The organism is Streptomyces coeruleorubidus, from assembly GCF_028885415.1.
In the GTDB taxonomy this organism is placed as follows: domain Bacteria; phylum Actinomycetota; class Actinomycetes; order Streptomycetales; family Streptomycetaceae; genus Streptomyces; species Streptomyces coeruleorubidus_A.
Genome location: NZ_CP118527.1, coordinates 6,199,293 through 6,219,608, shown reverse-complemented (window position 1 = coordinate 6,219,608; position 20,316 = coordinate 6,199,293). Strand labels below are relative to the sequence as shown.

The window sequence follows — 20,316 nt, the reverse complement described above, 5'->3', positions numbered from 1 at the left end:
CTGAGTGCCGGGGGACGAGGCCACACGGGCCACGGAACCGGGTTTTCCACAGGGCGACGGGCACGGCGACGGGTGCCGCTCGGCGGGGTTTCCACAGGTTCGCGGATCAGGTTGGCCAATTGTCGGCGCGGTCTGGTTCGCTTGTCGCATGGAGATTCTCTGGGTCCTGATCGCACTGGTCATGCTGGGCTTCGTGCTGCTTCCCTTCCTGCGGCGCAGGCGCGGGGGCGCGATCGGGCTGGTCTCGCCCGACCACCCGGACGCCGCGGACCCGGCGAACTACGGCTTCGTCCGCGAGGAGGAGCTGGACATCCGCATGCCCGGCCCCGACCAGGACCTGCTGGACGTCCTGGACGTGGTGCAGCGCACGCAGGACTACCGCGCGGCGCAGCAGCTCCTCGCCGGGACGGAGACGGAGGGCGAGCGGCGCTGGCAGCGCGTGCAGGCCTTCGCGGGCGCTGCCTCGCTGGAGCTCTCCCAGCGGCCCGGCGGGGTGGGCGAGGCGCCGGGCGGGCAGTGGCTGCGGGTGTGGCGGACCGAGGCGCCCAAGGACGCGGGCGGGGCCGCGGTGCACGCCGAGTTCCTGGTGCAGCAGGCGTGGCGGACGGCGACGCCCGGGACGGACGAGTTCCGGATCATCATGGAGGAGGCGAAGGCGGCGTGCGGCGAGGCGGCGCTGCTGGCCCCCGGCGACCCGATCCCGTACATCGTCGAGCTGTCGGTGGCCCGCGGGCTGGGCTACTCCCAGAAGGACTTCGAGCAGGTCTGGCTGAAGATCCTGGACCGCGCCCCGGCCCACATGGGAGCGCACCTGGCCGCGCTGCACTACTGGTGCGAGAAGTGGCACGGCTCGCGTGAGCTGGCGTACGAGTTCGCGGAGGCCGCGGCCGCCCGCGCGCCCAAGGGCTCCCTGCTTGCGGCCATGCCCCTGTTCGCGGTGTTCGAGCACCTCCCCGAGGTGACCCTGGTCAGCAGCTTCTGGCAGACCGAGGTCGTCACGAAGGCGGTCCACGGCGCGCTGCACGCGGTGCACTCGGCCCGCCCCGACGACCCGATGCTGGCGCACGTGCGGCACATGCTGGTCTTCTTCCTGGTCCGCAGCGAGCGCTGGGCGGAGGCCATGAACCAACTGGTGCACATCGACGGCCACGTCGGCGCCCTGCCCTGGACCCTGTCCGCCGACCCTGCGGCGGAGTTCGCCGTGTACCGGGCACTGGCGGTGGCGGGCTATGAGGCGAACGGCGGCAACCCGGCGAGCCTGCCGCACTGAGACGCGGGCTGGGGTGCACGGAAACGCGGGCTGGGGCGCGCGGAGACGCGGGCTCGGCCGCACCGAGAGTCGGTCCGGTCGCCCGAGACGCGACTCCGGCCGCCCTGGATGCCAGCTCGGGTGCACCGAGTCGCCGATGCCAGCCGCCCCGACGCCGACTCCGGCCGATCCGACGCAGACTCCGGCCGCCCGGACGCCGACTTCGGCCGCCGGACGCCGGCTCGGGCCGCCCCGACGCCGACTCGGGCCGCCTGAGACACCGGCCACCACCGCGTGAGGCGCAGGCTCGCGCCGCCCGAGACACCGAGTCCCGCCGGCGAAACGCGGGCCCGGCCGCCCGAGACACCGAATCCCGACCGGGCGAAGCGCTGGCCCGGGCGCCCCCGAGGCGCGGGCCGGACCTCCCGGAACACCAACCCCGACCACCCGAACACCGGCCCCCACCGCACAAGGCACGGGCTCCGGCCACCCCGAAACGCGGGCCCCAACCGCCCGAGACACCGAATTCCCGCCGCCCCGAGGCGCGGCCCCGGCCGGAATTCCCGCCGGCATCCGCACGTTGAACGTGGCGTCGCCCCGCGTGGGTGTCGCGCCGATTGGAGACCGCATGTTCCTGCACAGCCGTACGCCCCAGCTGCCGGCCCCCGAGCAGGCGCTGCCCGGCCGCCCGGAGCCGGCGTTCACGGTCCCCGACCGACACACCGTCCTCGGCAACCCGCTGCTCGGCCCGTACCCCGAGGGCCTGGAGAGCGCCGACTTCGGCCTGGGCTGTTTCTGGGGCGCCGAGCGCAAGTTCTGGCAGCTCCCGGCAGGGGTGTGGACGACCCTGGTCGGCTACCAGGGCGGTTACACGGAGAACCCCACGTACGAGGAGGTCTGCTCGGGCCTGACCGGCCACACGGAGGTCGTCCGCGTGGTCTACGACCCGAAGCTGATCTCGTACGAGCGCCTCCTGAAGACGTTCTGGGAGTCCCACGACCCCACGCAGGGCTTCCGCCAGGGCAACGACGTCGGCACGCAGTACCGCTCGGCGATCTACACCCACACCCCCGAGCAGGCGGCCACCGCCAAGTCCTCCCGCGAGTCCTACCAGAAGGTCCTCACCTCTTCCGGGTACGGCGAGATCACCACGGAGATCGTCCCGGCGGAGGGCCGCCCGTTCTACCCGGCGGAGGGCTACCACCAGCAGTACCTGGACAAGAACCCGGCGGGTTACTGCGGCATCGGCGGTACGGGCGTGTCCTGCCCGATCGGCGTGGCGAAGGCCGAGGGGTGAGCTCCGGCGTCACGCCCGACCTGCTCGCTGCGCTGTGGCGGGAACGACGACCGTCGGGCCCGCCCATCGCGCATGCCTTCCGCAATAGGTACGCGGACCACTGGGTGCGTTTCCACAGCCTCCCCGGCTGGAAGACGAGTACGCGATCGTGCTGGAGCGTCACAAACGGATGAGGACGACCCGGCCCCGGAGTTCCGCATCCACACGCGCCTCTACGCCGATCGGCGCCGGTGGCGACACGGCTGCGTTGACGACCTGCTGCGCGCCGTCGCCGACGAGGCGCTCGTCGAGGTGTTCATCACCGACACGGGACTTCGGCGCATCCACCATCCGTACGACGGCGGCGCAGACGTCATCCTCGCCACGCCCACCGAGCGGGACGAAGCTTCGCGACCGGCATGCAGCCTGGCTCTCCAGCCACCCTGCCGGCCTCTGACGAGCTGGAAAACCGCGGAACCACTGGAACTCCTGGTGCGCCGGGGCAATAAGGTGCCTGACGTGACTGCGCCCTTGAGTTCCACGAAGACCCGTGACGCGCTCCGGATAACGGCACGCGTCTCCGCAGAGCTGTTGCTGGTGTTGGCCATGCTGGCGGTGGCCCTGTGGCTGCTGGGCCGGATGTGGTCGGTTGTCTGGCCGCTCGTCGTCGGGTTGCTGCTGACCACGCTGACCTGGCCCGTGGCCCGTTTCCTGCGTCGTCGCGGGTGGCCGCCCGCGCTCGCCGCGTCAGTCGTGACCGTGCTGTTCCTGCTGGTCGCCGTGGGTGTCGTGGCGCTGATCGCCGTGCCGGTGGCGTCCCAGTCAGGTCAGCTGACCGACGGCGTGGTCGAGGGCATCCAGAAGCTGCGCGAGTGGGCCGCCGGGCCGCCGTTGAACATCGGTGACGCCCAGATCAACAAGGCGTTCGACACCGCGGTCGCCCGCGCGCAGGAGGGCCTCGGCAGCATGGTCGGCGCTGTCGTCACAGGCGTGAGCACCGTGGTGAACGGCTTGGTCACCACCGTCCTCGCCCTCTTCCTGATGTTCTTCTTCCTCAAGGACGGCCCGCGGTTCCTGCCGTGGCTCTCCCGTCAGCTGCCCGGCCGGCTCGCCACCGACCTCCCGACCGTGTTCGATCGCGGCTGGAACACGCTGGGCGCCTTCGTGCGGTCCCAGGCGGCCGTCGGCCTGCTGGACGCCGTGCTGATCGGACTGGGCCTGTGGATCCTGGGCGTACCGCTGGTGCTCCCGCTGGCGGTGCTGACCTTCGTCTCCGCGTTCGTGCCGATCATCGGCGCCCTGTTCGCCGGTTTCGTCGCGGTCCTGATCGCGCTCGTCTCCAACGGCCTGACGGACGCGCTGATCGTGCTGGCCGTCATCGTCGTGGTGCAGCAGCTCGAGGGCAACGTGTTCCAGCCCATGATCCAGAGCCGTGGGCTCGGCCTGCACGCGGCCGTGGTGCTGCTGGCGGTGACGCTGGGCGGCAGTCTGGCCGGCATCGTGGGCAGTCTGCTGGCCGTCCCCGTCGCCGCGCTGATCGCGGTGGTCTGGAACTACGTGCGCGAACAGCTCGGCGATCCGCCGCAGGAACCGGACGACACCGACCAGCCGGACAGCGCCGCCCCCGTTCCGTCGTAACGGTCGCGGACGCGAAACGGCCCCGGACGCGAAACGGCCCCTGACGCCAACGGCCCAGCCCAGCTCGCGGGGCTCCTTCTCGCTTGCGAACCTGCAAGCGAAGGGAGTTCCGCCCCATGATTCCTGTCACCGCGTCGCCCGTACGTCTGGAGGCGTCCGTCGACGCCCGGTTGTCCCGATGGCTGTGGCTGGTGAAGTGGCTGCTCGCCATCCCGCACTACATCGTGCTGTGCTTCCTGTGGATCGCGTTCGTCCTCGTCAGCGTCGTCGCGTTCTTCGCCATCCTGTTCACCGCCCGGTACCCCCGGTCCCTCTTCGACTTCAACGTCGGCGTGCTGCGGTGGAACTGGCGGGTCAGCTACTACGCCCACACCGCGCTCGGCACCGACCGATACCCGCCGTTCACCCTCTCCGACGTGCCCGACTATCCGGCCCGCTTCGACGTCGCCTACCCCGAGCGGCTCTCGCGCGGACTGGTGCTGGTGAAGTGGTGGCTGCTGGCCATCCCGCAGTACATCGTCGTCGCGATGTTCGTGGGCGGTGGCTGGGGCTGGAGCTGGGGCGACGGGGACGGCTGGCGGGGCAGTGGGCTGATGCCGTTCCTCTCGCTGGTCGCGGTGGTCGTCCTGCTGTTCACCGCCCGCTATCCGCGGCACCTCTTCGACTTCCTGGTCGGCCTCGCCCGCTGGTGTGCCCGGGTGACCGCGTACGCCGCCCTGATGACCGACCAGTACCCGCCGTTCCGCCTCGACTCGGGCGGACAGGAACCCCCTCATCAAGGGCCACTGACCAAGAGCCCCTGACCAAGGGCCCCCTGACCAAGGGCCTTTGACAAAGGCCTCAATCCCCAGCGGAAGCGATTCCTCCCGCTCTACGCTCCTGCGCATGACGGTCAGACGAGCATTACAGGTGATCATGGTCGTCGCCCTGGCCCTCGCGGGGGCGGTCCAGAGCGGGCTGAGCTCCGCGCGGGCCAGGGACGGCGGGCGGCAGCTCCTGTTCTACAACCACGCCTACGGCGTGCTCGACCGGGAGACCGCCGACGCCATCGAGCACTCCGCCTTTCTGAGGGACTTCGCCAACTTCCAGGTGCGCACCACGACCGGCTCGGGCGGGCAGACCTGGACCGGCCGCTATCTGATGGGCCGCGAGACCTACATCGAGCTGTTCGGGACCGGCGACCTCCCCGGCAAGGACGGCACCCTCGGCGCCGGCGGCATGGGCGTCTCGACCGAGCGGGAGGGCGACCTGGCGAGGGTGATCACGCGGCTGCGCGAGCTGGGGATCAGCGACCCCGTCGAGTTCCGGCAGACCCGCGACTTCGGCGACGGCGTCCCGGTGCCCTGGTTCGACGCCGTCTTCACCACCGACCAGTACGACCTCTTCGGCGCCTGGGGCATGGAGTACCGGCCGGAGTACTTCGCCGACCCGCGCGGCAACACCGAGCCCGCCGCACACCCCGGTGACGTGGGCCGGGAGCGCTACCTGTCCGACGCCTACCGCGACCACCTGATGCGGGACGTGACCGGCATCCGGCTCGCGGTGACCGCCCGGGACCTCGCAGGCACGCTGCCGCTGCTGAAGGCCGGCGGCTTCGCCGTGCGGTCCCTGCCCGGCGGGGGCGCCGTCGCACAGGGCGGCGGCACCACACTGCGGTTCGACGCCGTGCCCCTCGACCAGGTGGGACTGCGGCAGGTCGAGATGTCGCTGAACAGGGCCGTGTCGCACCGGCACGAGGAGCGGATCGGCCACTCGGCCCTCGTCGTCGGCCCGGGGCCGCGTGCCGTGTGGACCTTCACAGACCAGGACCGGCCGAGTCGCTCGGGGTGACGTCCACCCCCTGGCCCAGCCTCTCCTGAAGGAACTCCTCCCAGGTCCGCTTCCCTTCCTCCGCCCCCACCAGCGTCAGGTTCGCCCCCGCCCGGTACGCCCGCCCCGCCTTCCCGGGAATCCGCACCGGCAGCATCGGGCGGCGCCGGCCCCGCAGGCCGAGGTAGGGGCGGGCCAGGGCGGCGAGGTCGTAGAGGCGCGGGCCGGTCAGGTCCGGGACGAGGCCGGACGGGGCGCCGAGGGTCAGTTCCGCGAGGCGGGCGGCGACCTCCCGCGAGTCCACCGGCTGAAGCCGGAGGCCACCGGGTACCGGGAAGACCGGCAGCTTCGCCATCTTCTCGACCATGGTCAGCGCCAGGTCGTGGAACTGGGCCGCGCGCAGCGTCGTCCACGGAATGCCGGAGTCGGCGACGGCCCGCTCCGACTCCAGCTTCGTCCGCATCCAGGCCAGCGGGACCCGGTCCGCGCCGATGACCGAGATGTAGAGCAGGTGCCGTACGCCGGCCCGGGACGCGGCGCGCACCAGGGTGCGGGTCGCCTCGTCGTCGCCCTTGGGGCCGCCCGCCAGATGCAGCACGGTCTCCACGCCGTCGACGGCGGCCTCGACGCCCTCGCCCTTCAGCAGGTCACCGGTGACGTACTCGACGCCGTCCGTGGCGGGACGGGCGTGCCGGGTGAGGACCCGCACGTCGTGGCCGGACGCGCGCAGCAGCGGCAGGACGTGGCCGCCCAGAGTGCCCGTGCCGCCGGTGACCAGGATCGGTGATGTCATGGCTGCTCCCCAGCTCTTCGCCTTCTGATGTCGCCTTCGCCGGTATGACGAGAGGCGGCGCGAAGATGTGACGAGCGGGGATGCGAGGGCTCAGCCGCCGCTGCCGTACGGCCGCGTGATGATCTCCAGGCGGTGGCCGTCGGGGTCGTCGAAGTACGCGCCGCGGCCACCGTCGTGGTGGTTGATCTCGCCGGGACGGCTGTGGAACGGATCCGCCCAGTACGTCAGACCGGCCTGCTGGATCCGGGCGAAGATCTGGTCGAACTCGTCCTCCGAGACGAGGAAGGCGTAGTGCTGCGGCGTGATGGCGCCGGGGCTGTCCATGTAGTCGAGCGTCACGCCGTTGGGGATCTCGACCGGGAGGAACGGGCCGTAGGGCGGGCTCACGTCCAGCCCCAGGATGTCGGCGAGGAACCGGGCCGAGACGCGCTTGTCGTGCGCGGCGACGATGGTGTGGTTCAGCTGCACGGTCATGGTGGGCCTCCCCTGACGTACCGGGCACCCCCTGGTGCACTCCCCCGTGTACCCCGCGGGCACCTCCTCGTGCATCACGAACGCCCTGAGGGCCCCGGCAGCGCGCCGGGGCCCTCAGGGCGGATGCGAACCGTCCGGTCTCAGATGGTCGCGGTGTCGATCACGAACCGGTAGCGCACGTCGCTGGCGACCACCCGCTCGTACGCCTCGTTGATCTCGTCACCGCGGATCAGCTCGATCTCGGCGCCGAGGCCGTGCTCGGCGCAGAAGTCCAGCATCTCCTGGGTCTGCGCGATGCCGCCGATCATGGAGCCGGCGAGGGTCTTGCCGCCACCGATCACCGAGAAGAGGTTGAGGGCGATGGGCTCCTCGGGGGCGCCCACGTTCGCCAGCGTGCCCTCGGTCTTCAGCAGCGAGAGGTAGGCGCCGAAGTCCAGCGGCGCCGAGACCGTGGAGACGATCAGGTCGAAGGTGCCGGCCAGTTCCTCGAAGGTCTTCGGGTCGCTGGTGGCGTAGTAGTGGTCCGCGCCCAGCTTCAGGCCGTCCTCCTGCTTGCGCAGGGACTGCGACAGCACGGTCACCTCGGCGCCCAGCGCGTGCGCGATCTTCACGCCCATGTGGCCGAGGCCGCCCAGGCCGACGATCGCGACCTTCTTGCCGGGGCCGGCGCCGAAGCGCTTGAGCGGGGAGTAGAGGGTGATGCCGGCGCACAGCAGCGGCGCGGCGACGTCGAGGGAGAGGCCGTCGGGGATGCGGACGACGAAGTTCTCGTCGACGACGACCTTCTGCGAGTAGCCGCCGTAGGTGGGCTCGCCGTCCTTGCCTATGCCGTTGTACGTCGGGACGTTGCCCTTCACGCAGTACTGCTCACGTCCGGCCTTGCAGTTCTCGCACTCGCGGCAGGAGTCGACCATGCAGCCGACGCCCACGCGGTCGCCGACGGCGAACTTCGTCACGCCCGGACCGACCTCGGAGACGACACCGGCGATCTCGTGGCCGGGGACCATCGGGAAGATCCCCTCGCCCCAGCCCTCGCGGGCCTGGTGGATGTCGGAGTGGCAGATACCGGCGAACCTGATGTCGATCAGGACGTCGAACTCGCCGACCTCGCGGCGCTCGATGGTGGTGCGCTCCAGGGGAGCCTTGGGCGCGGGGGCGGCGTACGCAGCAACAGTGGTCATGCCGGGGGTTCTCCTAGCAGGGTTCCGTGCCCGGCTGCCTTCTGGATGTTCTGACCGGGCACGATCACCAGCGTGCCGGGTCCGCGAGCGGCTACCCAGACCACGGCTTTGCGTACGCACAGCGTGCATACCACTGGCGGGGTCAGGCTCGTGTGCGTACGACCGTGAATACTGGAGGGCATGGACGAACAGCCCGAAGCCGTACAGGAGCCCGCACCGCAGACCGGCGGGGGCCTGGACCGGCGTGCCGAGCTCAGTGAGTTCCTGCGCACCCGGCGGGCCCGGCTGAAGCCGGAGGACGTGGGGCTGCCCGACTTCGGGCGGCGTCGGGTTCCGGGGCTGCGCCGTGAGGAGCTGGCACAGCTGGCCGGGGTGTCCGTGGCGTACTACACACGGCTGGAGCAGGGCAACGGACGCAACGTCTCGGCGGAGGTGCTGGACGCGATCGCGCGCGCCCTGCGGCTGACCGGCGCCGAGCACGCCCACCTGATGCACCTGGCGAAGCCGAAGCAGCACAAGAAGAAGCAGACGGCGCGGGCCCAGCAGGTACGGCCGGCGTTGCGGCATCTGCTGGGCTCGATCGACACCGTCCCGGCGTACGTCGTCGGGCGCCGCTCGGACATCCTGGCCTGGAACCGGATGGCCGCGGCCCTCTTCGGCGACTGGGCGGAGCTGCCGGCGGCGGAGCGCAACTGGGCGCGGCTGGTGTTCCTCAGGCCCGACTACCGCGAGCTGTTCGTCGAGTGGGACCAGAAGGCGTCCGACATCGTCGGCTATCTGCGCATGGACGCGGGCTGCCATCCGGACGACCCGCGGCTGTCCGCCCTGGTGGGCGAACTCTCCGTGAAGAGCGAGGAGTTCCGCCGGCTGTGGGCCGCGCACGACGTCAAGGAGAAGAGCTACGGCGTCAAGCGGATGCGGCACCCGCTGGTCGGCGACCTGACCCTGTCCTTCGAGACGTTCCGCCTGGTCGACGACGCCGAGCAGTCCCTGCTCACGTACCACGCGGAGCCGGGCTCCCCGTCGGCGGAGGCGCTGCGGCTGCTGGCGAGCTGGGGGGCGGACGCGACCCGGGCGGGGACCGGTACCCCGGCTCAGTGAACGCGAGTGGCCCGCCGGAAGCCGAGGCTTCCGACGGGCCGCTCGCTGACGAGTCCTACAGCTCACCCTGCGGGCGAGCCCTGCGGCTCACTTGCCGTAGTACGCGTTGTAGATGGAGATCGTCGACTTGTTGCCCTTCTTGTCGGCGATCTTGGCGTGGAAGGAGATGGCCTTCCCCTTCGCCGGGTTCTTGAAGCTGACCTTGCCCTTCTTGACGGTGAGCTTCTTCCAGGTCTTGCCGTAGTCGTACGAGACGTACACCGCCAGCGACTTCAGGTTGCTGCCCTTGGCCGCGCCCTCGACGGTGACAGGGATGCTGACCGTCTTGCCGGCCGGGACCTTGCTGTCCAGCCCCGTGACCGCGTTGAAGCGGGCCGTGGAGGCGGGCAGCTGCTTGAGGCCGGAGGTCTCCTTCGAGCGGAACGTCCAGCTGGCGTCGATGCGGGTGGAGGCCGCCGCGACCTTGACGCTGCGCTTGACCGACGTCGTCAGCTTGTACTCGGCGTCACCGGCCGGGACCTTGAACTTCTTCTCGCCGAACAGCGGGTCGTCGTTGCTGCCGACCTTCTTGCCGTTGCGGTACAGGGTCGTGTCGACCGCGGAGAACTTCGAGTAGCCCGCGTTGCCCTTGCCGTCCGCGAACAGCGGCAGGGAGCCGTAGAGCTCGTTGCCCTCACGGAAGAGCCCGAAATCGCTGTTGATGCGCGGTCCGAAGACGGCCGTGTTGATGGTCTTCGAGTAGGTCTTGCCGGCGGCGAACTTCTGTGTGTCCAGCGTGTAGCCGGCCTCGTCGACCGGGAAGCCGTCCGCGTCGACACCGCCGTACTGGGAGAAGTCGAGCTGCCACTGCACGCCGCCCGTGGCGGACAGGTGCAGCGTCCGCGTGCCGGGCAGAGACTGCTCGATGCCGATCGAGGAGGCGCCGCTGCTCCACGGCAGCCAGCCCACGGCGCTGAGCGAGCCCTTCTTGCCCTTCGCCGCGGCGCCGAGGCCCGCCTTCACCGTGGCGAGCTCGCTCGCCTTGTAGTGCTTGGTGTAGCCGGTGGCGAGCTGCTTGACCTTGCCGCCGCCGGTGACGTCGTACTGCTCCTTGGCACCCTTGGACCAGTGGCCGTCCCACTGCTGGGTCACCGAACCGTCGGTGATCTGCGGGCCGACGTGCGCGGTGCGGATGTCGGCGAAGGAGTCGAGCATCCAGCCGAAGCCGTAGCTGGAGTCCTTCGTCTCCACCGTGTAGTCGGCATAGGCGAACTCCGACTTGGCGGCCTTGTCCGGCACGGTGACGTTCACCGGCTTGGCCTTGCGGGCGTCCAGCGTGACCGTCGTGTTCTTGGTGACGCTCAGCTTGGGCTGGGCCAGCCAGTCGGCGCCCTGGAACTTCTCCGGGTCGTCGCCCACGTAGACGTTGGTGTTGAGGACGTAACCGCCCTTGGGCACACGGGTGGTGACGGTGCCGTCCTCGTCGTACGGCGAGAAGAACTTGCCCTTGCCGAGGCCCGAGACGGCGGCCAGGTCGGCGCTGTAGTTCTTGGTGGGCTTGCCGTCACGGCCGACGAACTTCAGCGTGACGTCGTACGACTCGACCTCGCGCTGCACCGCGGCGGCCGTGCGGACGGTCTGGCCGCCGCCCGTCGCCGTCACGTACGAAGAGTAGGCTCCGTCGACCGTGCCGCCCAGCTTGGTGTTCACGGTGAACGGGACGGAGGCCTTGCCACCGGCCGGAACGGTCACCGAGGTGGCGCCGAGCTTGAAGAAGCCGGCCGGGGCGGCCTGGCCCTTCGGGTTGGTGGCGGTCGACGTCAGCTTCAGCGTGACGGCCTTCGTACCGAGGTTGCGGTACGTCAGTTCCTTGGTGACCGGCTTGTCGTCGGTGTGCGGCCACTGCTGGACGCCGAAGCTCACCGAGGACGGGTCGGCGATCACGGACTGCTTGATGGCCTTGTCGACCTGGATACGGCCCGAACCCTGCTGGAACGGCGTGTACTTGCCGCCCTTCGTGGAGCCGGTGAGGGCGCCCTTCAGCTCGGGGTACTTCCACTCCGGGTGCTGCTGCTTCAGCAGCGCCGCGGCGCCCGCGACGTGCGGGGTGGCCATCGACGTGCCGGAGATCGTCATGTAGCCGGCCGGCTTCTCGCCGACCTCGCCGGCTATCTGGTTGCCGGGGGCGGAGGCCGCGGTGATGTCCACGCCGGGCGCGGTCACGTCGGGCTTGAGGGCGCCGTCCATGCCGGGGCCACGGCTGGAGAAGTCGGCCAGCACGTCCTTGTCGTCGACCGCGCCGACGGTCAGGGCCGCGGCGGCGCTGCCCGGGGAGCCGATGGTCTGCTCGCCGAAGTCGCCCTCGTTGCCGGCCGCGATGGCGAACAGGATGCCCTTCTCCTCGGACAGCTTGTTCACCGCCGCTTCCAGCGGGTCGATCGCGGGCGTGTCGCCGCCGCCCAGGCTCATGTTGACGACGTCGGCGCCCTCCGCGGCGGCCCACTCGATGCCGGCGAGGACCTCGGAGTCGCTGCCGAATCCGCCGTCGTCGAGCACCTTGCCGTTGAGGATCTTCGCGCCGGGCGCGACACCCTTGTACTTGCCGCCGGACTTCGCGCCGGTACCGGCCGCGATGGAGGCGACGTGCGTGCCGTGGCCGACCTTGTCGGTCGTGTCGGGCGAGGTGGTGAAGTTCTTGGCGCCGATCACCTGGCCCTTGAGGTCGGCGTGGGTGGCGTCGACACCGGTGTCCAGGACGGCGATCTTCACGCCCTTGCCGTCGTAGCCGGCCGCCCATGCCTTGGGGGCGCCGATCTGCGGGACGGACTTGTCGAGGCTGGCCTTGCGGACGCCGTCGAGCCAGACGTGCGCGATGCCGGAGGCGGTCTTGTCGCCGTTGGTGACCGCGTCCCACAGCTCGGGCGCGTCCTCCTTGGGCGTCTGCACCGCGTCCGCGTTCACGGACTTCAGAGAGTGGCTCAGCCGGCCCGCGTCGCGGACGTCGGCCTTGGTGGCCGCGGCGCTTCCCTGGTAGCCGACGATGACCTTCAGGCCCTTCTTCTGGGCCTTGCGGGTCGCGGACTTGTTGAGCTCGGTGACGTCGAAGAGCCGCTGGTCGAGCTTGCCGGTGGCGACCAGGCGGGCCGCGTCGGCCGGGATCACGAGCGTGTGGCCGTCGAGCTTGCGGACCTGGACGGGAATGTCCTCGCGTCCCTTGGCCCGCTCCAGGCCGACGACACGGCCCTTGGCGTCCAGGACGACCCGGTCACCGGTGATCAGCGTGATGCGGTGCTTGGCGGTGACCGACGCCTGCTTCGCGGCTGCGGTCGTCTGCTCGCCGTTCGCCGACGCCGGGCTGGTCATACCCGCCGCCAGGGCCACGGCTGCCGCTGTGGCGACCGTGGCCGCGCACGCTCTTTTCACTTGTCTGCGCAAGTTTCCCCCTTGCAGAAGTACCGGGTGAATTCCCCGTTCACCCGGCCGGGGGTGGTCTCGTACGCATGGACGTACACCCCCCGGAACACGCAGTATGCCGAGGGGTGATCAGGCACTCAATAGATGAGAGGAAGGTAAGAGATCCGTCGACAGGCTGTTACACGGCTGCCGGAACTCCGTTACAGGGCAGGACCATTGCGCACGCGTGTTCCCCTTGACACAAGAAGGGGAGAGAATACCGAAGCCGCCGCCCGCCCCGGAATCGGGGCAGAGCGGCGGCTCCCTCACGTGAGGCTACGGGGTCGTCAGAGCGCCGAACCGGCCTTCCAGTCGGCCCAGCTCATGTTCCATCCGTTGAGTCCGTTGTCCGGCGCGATGGTCTTGTCGCCGGTGTTCTCGACGACCACCACGTCACCGATCATCGAGTTGTTGTAGAACCACGCGCCCGGGGTGTTCGGGTCGTCGGCGCCCTTCGCGTCCTGGAGGCCGACGCAGCCGTGGCTCGTGTTCACGTTGCCGAAGATGGACTTCGCGCCCCAGTAGTTGCCGTGGATGAAGGTGCCGGAGCTGGACAGGCGGATGGCGTGCGGCACGTCCTTGATGTCGTACTCGCCCTTGCCGTCGTCGTCCGTGAAGCCCACGGTCGCGCCGTTCATGCGCGTCTCCTTGAACTTCTCGGACATCACCATGATGCCCTGGTAGGTCTTGTTGTCCGGCGAGCCGGCGGAGATGGGGATCGTCCGGACGACCTTGCCGTCCTGCGTGATCTTCATCTGCTTGGTCTTCGCGTCGACGTACGAGACCTGGTTGCGGCCGACCTTGAACGTGACCGTCTTCTGCTGGACGCCGTAGACGCCCTCGGCACCCTCGACACCGTCGAGCGCGAGCTTCAGCGTGACGGTGGAGCCTTCCTTCCAGTAGTCCTCGGGGCGGCAGTCCATGCGGTTGGCGTTGAACCAGTGGCAGGCGACCTCCTGGCCGCTGGTCGTGCTGACCTTGACGCCCTTCTGGACGGCGGCCTTGTTGGTGATCGCCTTGTCGAAGTTGATCGAGACCGGCATGCCGACGCCCACGGTGGTGCCGTCGTCCGGGGTGAAGTTGCCTATGAAGCTGTTGGCGGGGGAGACCGTGGTGAACGAGGCGTTCTCGTGGGCGACGCGGCCCTCGGAGTCCTTCGCCTCCGCCGCCAGCTTGTAGGTGGTGGAGCGCTCCAGCTGCGCGCTGGGCTTCCAGCTGGTCTTGTCGGCGGATATCTCGCCGCTGACCTCCGCCCCGTCGGACGTCGTCATCTTGACGCTTGTGAGCGTGCCCTTGCTCACGGTGACGGTGGCGGAGTTGTTGATGGAGGCGTTGTCGGAGCCGTCCTCGGGCGTGATCTTGATCTGGGCCTTGGAGGCCTTCTTGGCCGCGGCCTCGTCGACCTTCGACTGGGAGCTGTCGCCGCCGTCGCCCCCGGAGGCGCTGTCACCGCCGCCGGAACAGGCCGAGAGCACCAGCACTCCGCCGAGCAGTGCGGACGCGACCGTGAGGCCCTTGCGCCGCTTACTGATCGTCATCACACGCTTCTCCATCGTTGCCGATTTCCCCAAAACCCCGAACGTCCCCGTCAAAAGTCCAAGTGCCCCCGTCAGGACTCGCGAGTCCTCGACGAGAACTTTCAACGCTACGACCGGTTCGTCCGGTTCCCCATGTCGCGCACGTGTGGGGATCACCACGTCCGCGTCCGTCCGCAGCACACGGGCGCGAACGGTGCGGCTGAGGTGGGTGCGCCGCTTGAGACGCCAAGACCCCGGACGACGGTTGCCGCCCGGGGTCACTATTTTCCCAAGTGCCTCAGCTGTCGCTGTCGTCGTCGACATCATCCTCGTCGAGGTCCCAGTCCGGCGAATCGGGGTCGTAGTCGATCCGCTCGCTGCTCCAGCCTGCCTGCTGGAGCTCCACCCCCGGCACCTGGCTGACCAGGTCGAAAGGGTCCACGAGGTAGGCGAGGGCCTCCGCCGTGTCTTCCGTCACAGCGCCTTCGGCGTGGACCCGTTCCGCCGCCGGCATCTCACCGTCGTCGGCGATCCGGCGCAGCGCGGCCTTGGTGATCGCGTCCGCGTCCTCGACTTCGAGAACGAGTTCCACCCGAAGCCGGACAAAACGTGATGTCTCTGGAGTGCTCATGGCGCGAGCGTACGTCGAGGACCTCCCGTGACTTTCCCGTGACCCGCGACTTTCACTAACATCGCCCCACACGGCCAATTCGCCAGCGCCACAAGGGGATCGATATTCCGTGTCATCCGCTCGCCGTCCGTTGCTGACCGCCACTGCCGCGGCGACCCTGCTGGGCGCCCTGTGGTTCGTCCCGTCCGCCAACGCGACGTCGGACTCCCCGGTGAGAGACGCGGTGGCGGCGAGCCCGTCGCCGCAGGTCGCGGAGCAGGCGCGGATCGCGGCCACGACCGCGGGCGACACCGTCACGGGCACCCGCCTCGCCGACACGGGCAGCTTCGACAGCACGCCGTACGTCCTCGGCGGCACGCTCTTCCTCACGCTGGGCGCGGGCTTCGTCGCGTACTCGGTCCGCCGGGAACGGCTCGGCTTCTGACGTCACGCGGCCGGTGCCCTGCCGCCGGCAGGGCACCGGCCCGTCATCTCCTACCGAAACGCAGTCCTTCTCTTACTGAAGCGCCGTCTACTGAAGCGGGCCGGTGACCGTCTCCACCGCTGCCAGCAGCCGCCCGTCGCGCACGAACGTGTCCGCCGCGGCCAGGTCGGGCGCCAGGAACCGGTCCGGTCCCGGGCCCTGAACTCCCGCTTCCCGCAGGGCGTCGATGACCGCCCGCGTCGCGGGCGCCGGGGTCAGTCCCTCGCGCAGTTCGATCGCGCGTGTGGCGGCGTACAGCTCGACGGCCAGGACCCGGGTGAGATTGTCGACGGCCGTGCGCAGCTTGCGCGCCGCCGACCAGCCCATCGAGACGTGGTCCTCCTGCATGGCGGATGACGGGATCGAGTCGGCGGACGCCGGTACGGCGAGCCGCTTCAGCTCGCTCACCAGCGCGGCCTGGGTGTACTGAGCGATCATCAGGCCCGAGTCCACACCGGCGTCGTCGGCGAGGAACGGCGGCAGGCCGTGGCTGCGGTTCTTGTCGAGCAGCCGGTCGGTGCGCCGCTCGGCGATCGAGCCGAGGTCGGCGACGGCGACGGCGAGGAAGTCCAGGACGTAGGCGACCGGCGCCCCGTGGAAGTTGCCGTTGGACTCCACGCGCCCGTCGGGCAGCACGACCGGATTGTCGACGGCGGAGGCCAGCTCACGGTCGGCGACCAGCCGGGCGTGGGCCATGGTGTCCCGCCCGGCCCCGGCGACCTGCGGGGCGCAGCGCACCGAGTAGGCGTCCTGGACGCGCGGGGCGTCGTCCTGGTGATGGCCGGTCAGGCCCGAACCCTTCAGCACCGCCAACATGTTGGCGGCACTGGCGGCCTGCCCCGGGTGCGGCCGGATGGCGTGCAGCTCGGGGGCGAGGACCTTGTCGGTGCCGAGCAGGGCCTCCAGCGACAGGGCGGCCGTGACGTCGGCGGACCGGTAGAGCGTGTCCAGGTCGGCCAGGGCCATGACCAGCATGCCGAGCATGCCGTCGGTGCCGTTGAGGAGGGCCAGGCCTTCCTTCTCGCGCAGTTCGACCGGCTGGATGCCGTGCGCGGCGAGGAGTTCGGCGGCCGGGCGCACGACACCGTCGGGGCCCTCGGCGTCCCCCTCCCCCATGAGCGCGAGCGCGCAGTGCGACAGCGGTGCGAGGTCGCCGGAGCAGCCGAGGGAGCCGTACTCGTGCACGACCGGGGTGATACCGGCGTTGAGGAGGTCGGCCATGGTCTGCGCGACCTCGGGCCGTACGCCGGTGTGCCCGGAGCAGACGGTCTTCAGCCGCAGGAACATCAGGGCGCGTACGACGTCCCGCTCCACCGCCGGCCCCATGCCGGCGGCGTGCGAGCGGACGATGTTGCGCTGGAGCTGTGCGCGCAGCTCCGGGCTGATGTGCCGGGTCGCCAGGGCCCCGAAGCCGGTGCTCACGCCGTACACGGGGTCGGGCTTGGCCGCCAGCGCGTCCACGATCTCGCGGGCCGCGGCGAGGGCGGCCACGGCCTCCTCGGAGAGCTGGACGCGGGCGCCGCCGCGCGCCACGGCGAGCACGTCGGACGCGGTCACCCCGGACGTCCCCACCACCACAGTGTGCATATCCATATTCAGGAGCGTACGCAGTGAATTCGATGATGTCACCACTGGGGGCGGGGTTCGCCCCTTACCGATATGTCACACCGCCCGGGGCTCGTGTCAGGGCGCGTGCCGGCCCCGGAACCGCCGGCGCTCGCCGTCGGCCTCCTGGGACGGCTCGTCCGCGAGCCGCATCACGGGATCGTCGGGCCCGGCCCGCCCGGCGACGACCGGCCGGGTGGCCCGCTCGGCCTTCGCCCGGTACTGGGCCGCGTCGGCGAGCCGGAACAGCCGGCGGGCGGAGCTCACGGGCCCGATCGGATCCTCGGTGGAGGCGACCCCGCAGGCCACACCGTCCCCGAGCTCCAACTCCGCCGCCCGGCTGCACAGTTCACCGGCCGCCTTCACGACCTGGTCGGCGGGGGGCCCGACCGCGAGCAGACAGAACTCGTCCCCGCCGAGCCGTGCCGCCAGGGCTCCCGGCAGCATGGCCCCGCACAGTGACAGCACGGAGCCGAAACGCTCCAGGAGCCGGTCGCCGGCGGCGTGCCCGTGGGTGTCGTTGACGCGCTTGAGCCCGTTCAGATCGCAGACGACGAGGCTGACGACGGCTCCGTCCCTGCGGTGCCGCTCGATCGCCTGCTCCAGGCGTACGTCCACGGCACGGCGGTTGGCCAGCCCCGTCAGCGCGTCGGTGAACGCGAGGCGCCGGGCCTCCTCCAGCCGCTCGGTCTGGGCGATGCCGGCGGCGACGACGGCGGCCAGGACGGTGGCGAAGTCGGCGTCGGCCCGCTCGAAGACGGGCTCCCCGGCCGGCCGGGCGACGTACAGCTCGCCCCAGGCCCGGCCGTGCAGCACGATGGGCGCGACCACGCAGCAGCCGCGGCCACGGCGGCGCAGGGCGGCGACGCGCTGGTGGCAGTAGCCGGGACGCCGCCCGGCGGCGGGCCCCTCGGCCGTCTCCACCCAGGCGTCCGGCTCCCCGCCGCCGGCCCACTGCTCGTGCAGGAACTCGGTGATCTCGGCGAACTGGTGCACCGGGTAGGACTCGTCCTCCGGGAACTCCTCTTCCCCGTCGGCCAGCTCACCGACGTTGACGAGGACCTTCAGCCGCCCGAGCTCCCGCTCCCACACCGACAGCGCGGCAAAGCTCCCGCCCAGCGCCCGGCACGCCCCGACAGCCGCCGCACGCCACGCCTCACGCGACCCGTGCGCGGCCGCCATCCCCTGAGCCAACGCGACGACAGCCACGAGCCGTCTGTCCTCACCCATCACCCCAGGCTAGGCAGTTTCCAGCCATTTGGTTCTGTTGACGGGGCGAACGGGGAGAACGAAGCCGCCTAGCTGCGGGCAGTCGTGCCGCTCGGGGCGGCGCCCGCCCCGAAGAAGCGGCACCCCGCTACGCCGGGCTGCGGCCCCACCCGGCCCCAGCCCCCACGCCGAGCACCCAGCAACCAACCCTCAGCTCACTCCCCCGGCCACTGCGGCCTCCGCTTCTCATTGAACGCAGCGACCCCCTCCGCCCGATCCCCCGAAAACGCCACAGCCCGCCAGGCCGCATCCTCCACCTCGAGCCCGGCCCGCAGATCCAACCCCTGCCCCAACCGCAACGCCCGCTTCGCCGCCCGCAACCCCACAGGCGAATTCCCGGCGATCCGAGCAGCCAGCGCCAACGCCGACTCCCGATCCCGCCCCTCTTCCACCACCTGATCGACCAGCCCCAACTCCCCCGCCTCGACAGCCTCCACCCGCCGCGCCGAGAAGATCAGCTCAGCCGCCCGCGCCGCCCCCACCCGCCGCGGCAGCAACTGCGTACCCCCGCCCCCGGGAATCACCCCCACCGACACCTCCGGCAACCCCACCACCGCCGTCCGGTCCGCCACGATCACGTCACACGCCAGCGCCAGCTCGAACCCGCCCCCCAGCGCGAACCCGTGCACCGCCGCCACCGTCGGCACCGGCAACTCCAGCACCCCGGTGTACGCCCCCCGCGCCACCGGCCGCTGCCGCACCAGCTCCGCATCACTGAACGAGTTCCGCTCCTTCAGATCGGCCCCGACACAGAACGCCCGCTCATGCGTCGAGGTCAGGACGACCACCCGTACGTCCCGGTCCTCCCCCAGCGCCGCACACGCCCCGGCGATGGACCGCGCCATCTGCGTCGACACCGCGTTCATGGCCTTGGGCCGGTCGAGGACGAGCTCCGCGACATGCCCCTGCTCATGCCGCCGCACCAGCACGAACTCCCCGAACCGTTCCTCACTCATGACACCCTCCGGTTAACGCGGGTTAACAACCTCACCGCCCCGATCATCGCAGCCCCACCCCACCCGCGAAAGAGCGGACGCGTCCGGTGCCCGCACCGCCACTCCGCCCACCCGTTCGGGTGACATCACCCCAACTCGGGTCCGATCGCCCATGGGAGCGCATAGCGTGCATCCGCCGCGGCGCACTGGGGGCGCGTGCGTACCGGGGAGGAACCATGACGACGACGAACACGCCGGCGAAGCCGCAGCGGGACACGCCCTACGCACCAGGCACGCCCTGGGAACCGGCCACGCCCTACGAACCGGACCCGACGGAAACCGGCCCCTCGTCCCCCCGCCCCCGAGGCCGGCACCGCAAGCCCCGCCCCCGCAAGGCCCTGCTCGCCGCCGGCGGCCTCGCCCTGGCAGCCGGCGCCCTGAGCCTCGTACGCCTGACCTCCGGCCCCGGCACCGACAGCGTCGGCACCGTCGAGGCCGAGCCCAGCCCGGACCGGGTCTCGACCGGCACGGACGAGGCCGCGAACACCGCCGCCACCGCCCCCGAGGCGAGTCCCTCGTCGCCCGCCGCCCTGGGCGGCCTGACCCCGTCGCCGGGCACCCGCGGCCCGGCCGCCGCCGCACCCACCCCGTCCGCGTCCCTGTCCATCGACACCCGAGGGGGGGATACGGCAGCGACTCCCCGGCCCGCGACCACCGCCGACACGACAAATCCCCCGGCTCCGACGGCCACGGGCAACGGCAAGGCCCCACGCCCGGCCCCGACCACGCCCCTACCGCCGAGCCGGACCGCACCCGCCCCGGCAGCCGAGCCCGAGAAGCCGAAGAAACCACACGACCCGGGCCTGTGCGTGCCGGTCATCGACCTGTGCGTGGACCCGCCGGGCTGAGAGCCCCGGCCGGAGAGCCCCGGCCGGTCGGAAAC

The 20,316-nt window shown here is 70.9% G+C and carries 17 protein-coding genes and 1 pseudogene; 9 read left to right on the top strand and 9 right to left on the bottom strand.

The window, feature by feature from the left end:
• Positions 1-148 precede the first annotated feature (148 nt).
• From PV963_RS29060 to PV963_RS29035, 6 genes and pseudogenes are all read left to right on the top strand, one after another.
• Positions 149-1,270 (top strand): hypothetical protein, encoded by a 1,122-nt coding sequence (locus tag PV963_RS29060; RefSeq protein WP_274818864.1) that lies wholly within the window; start codon positions 149-151, stop codon positions 1,268-1,270.
• A 607-nt stretch (positions 1,271-1,877) separates the two neighbouring features.
• Positions 1,878-2,546 carry a peptide-methionine (S)-S-oxide reductase MsrA gene (gene msrA / locus PV963_RS29055; RefSeq protein ID WP_274818862.1) on the top strand — a complete coding sequence of 223 codons (669 nt, stop codon included), beginning with the start codon at positions 1,878-1,880 and terminating at the stop codon, positions 2,544-2,546.
• A 72-nt stretch (positions 2,547-2,618) separates the two neighbouring features.
• A pseudogene (locus tag PV963_RS44060) lies at positions 2,619-2,870 on the top strand (DUF3885 domain-containing protein); the annotation flags it as partial.
• 186 nt (positions 2,871-3,056) lie between these two features.
• Positions 3,057-4,163, top strand: a complete 1,107-nt coding sequence (locus tag PV963_RS29045) for an AI-2E family transporter (protein ID WP_425541040.1) — start codon at positions 3,057-3,059, stop codon at positions 4,161-4,163.
• Between the two features lie 116 nt (positions 4,164-4,279).
• Complete coding sequence (locus PV963_RS29040; RefSeq protein ID WP_274818858.1) at positions 4,280-4,966, top strand: DUF4389 domain-containing protein; 687 nt, start codon at positions 4,280-4,282, stop codon at positions 4,964-4,966.
• A 106-nt stretch (positions 4,967-5,072) separates the two neighbouring features.
• Entirely contained in the window at positions 5,073-5,993 is a 921-nt protein-coding gene (locus tag PV963_RS29035; RefSeq protein ID WP_274822144.1) for a DUF5829 family protein, read from the top strand.
• Here PV963_RS29035 and PV963_RS29030 read toward each other — a convergent pair.
• From PV963_RS29030 to PV963_RS29020, 3 genes are all read right to left on the bottom strand, one after another.
• A complete protein-coding gene (locus tag PV963_RS29030) occupies positions 5,959-6,765 on the bottom strand; it encodes an SDR family oxidoreductase (protein ID WP_274818856.1) in 807 nt (268 codons plus the stop codon). The two genes, PV963_RS29035 and PV963_RS29030, sit on opposite strands and share 35 nt — an antisense overlap.
• 90 nt (positions 6,766-6,855) lie before the next feature.
• Positions 6,856-7,239 carry a VOC family protein gene (locus tag PV963_RS29025; RefSeq protein ID WP_274818854.1) on the bottom strand — a complete coding sequence of 128 codons (384 nt, stop codon included), beginning with the start codon at positions 7,237-7,239 and terminating at the stop codon, positions 6,856-6,858.
• A 140-nt stretch (positions 7,240-7,379) separates the two neighbouring features.
• Positions 7,380-8,420 carry an NAD(P)-dependent alcohol dehydrogenase gene (locus PV963_RS29020; protein ID WP_274818853.1) on the bottom strand — a complete coding sequence of 347 codons (1,041 nt, stop codon included), beginning with the start codon at positions 8,418-8,420 and terminating at the stop codon, positions 7,380-7,382.
• 180 nt (positions 8,421-8,600) lie between these two features.
• Between PV963_RS29020 and PV963_RS29015 the strand changes: the two genes are divergently transcribed.
• Positions 8,601-9,521: a helix-turn-helix transcriptional regulator gene (locus tag PV963_RS29015; protein WP_274818852.1), complete on the top strand. Its 921-nt coding sequence runs from the start codon at positions 8,601-8,603 to the stop codon at positions 9,519-9,521.
• Positions 9,522-9,608: 87 nt separating this feature from the next.
• Here PV963_RS29015 and PV963_RS29010 read toward each other — a convergent pair whose 3' ends face one another.
• The 3 genes from PV963_RS29010 to PV963_RS29000 form a co-directional block, all read right to left on the bottom strand.
• Positions 9,609-12,923 (bottom strand): S8 family peptidase, encoded by a 3,315-nt coding sequence (locus PV963_RS29010; RefSeq protein ID WP_274822143.1) that lies wholly within the window; start codon positions 12,921-12,923, stop codon positions 9,609-9,611.
• A 317-nt stretch (positions 12,924-13,240) separates the two neighbouring features.
• The gene (locus PV963_RS29005) at positions 13,241-14,491 is read right to left on the bottom strand and encodes a L,D-transpeptidase (RefSeq protein ID WP_274818851.1); all 1,251 of its coding nucleotides are present in this window, start codon (positions 14,489-14,491) and stop codon (positions 13,241-13,243) included.
• Between the two features lie 277 nt (positions 14,492-14,768).
• Complete coding sequence (locus PV963_RS29000) at positions 14,769-15,101, bottom strand: hypothetical protein (RefSeq protein ID WP_274818850.1); 333 nt, start codon at positions 15,099-15,101, stop codon at positions 14,769-14,771.
• 109 nt (positions 15,102-15,210) lie between these two features.
• Between PV963_RS29000 and PV963_RS28995 the strand changes: the two genes are divergently transcribed.
• Positions 15,211-15,525, top strand: coding sequence for an LPXTG cell wall anchor domain-containing protein (locus tag PV963_RS28995; RefSeq protein WP_274818848.1), 315 nt, complete (start codon positions 15,211-15,213; stop codon positions 15,523-15,525).
• A gap of 87 nt (positions 15,526-15,612) precedes the next feature.
• Here the strand turns inward: PV963_RS28995 and hutH are convergent, their stop codons facing one another.
• The 3 genes from hutH to PV963_RS28980 all read right to left on the bottom strand — a co-directional run bounded on the left by hutH (position 15,613) and on the right by PV963_RS28980 (position 19,394).
• Positions 15,613-17,151 (bottom strand): histidine ammonia-lyase, encoded by a 1,539-nt coding sequence (hutH, locus tag PV963_RS28990; RefSeq protein WP_274822142.1) that lies wholly within the window; start codon positions 17,149-17,151, stop codon positions 15,613-15,615.
• A gap of 96 nt (positions 17,152-17,247) precedes the next feature.
• Positions 17,248-18,399, bottom strand: coding sequence for a GGDEF domain-containing protein (locus PV963_RS28985; protein WP_274818847.1), 1,152 nt, complete (start codon positions 18,397-18,399; stop codon positions 17,248-17,250).
• A gap of 194 nt (positions 18,400-18,593) precedes the next feature.
• Positions 18,594-19,394 carry an enoyl-CoA hydratase/isomerase family protein gene (locus PV963_RS28980; protein WP_274818845.1) on the bottom strand — a complete coding sequence of 267 codons (801 nt, stop codon included), beginning with the start codon at positions 19,392-19,394 and terminating at the stop codon, positions 18,594-18,596.
• Positions 19,395-19,609: 215 nt separating this feature from the next.
• On the opposite strand from PV963_RS28980, the gene PV963_RS28975 reads away from it, so the two are divergent.
• Complete coding sequence (locus PV963_RS28975) at positions 19,610-20,281, top strand: hypothetical protein (protein ID WP_274818843.1); 672 nt, start codon at positions 19,610-19,612, stop codon at positions 20,279-20,281.
• Positions 20,282-20,316: the final 35 nt, after the last annotated feature.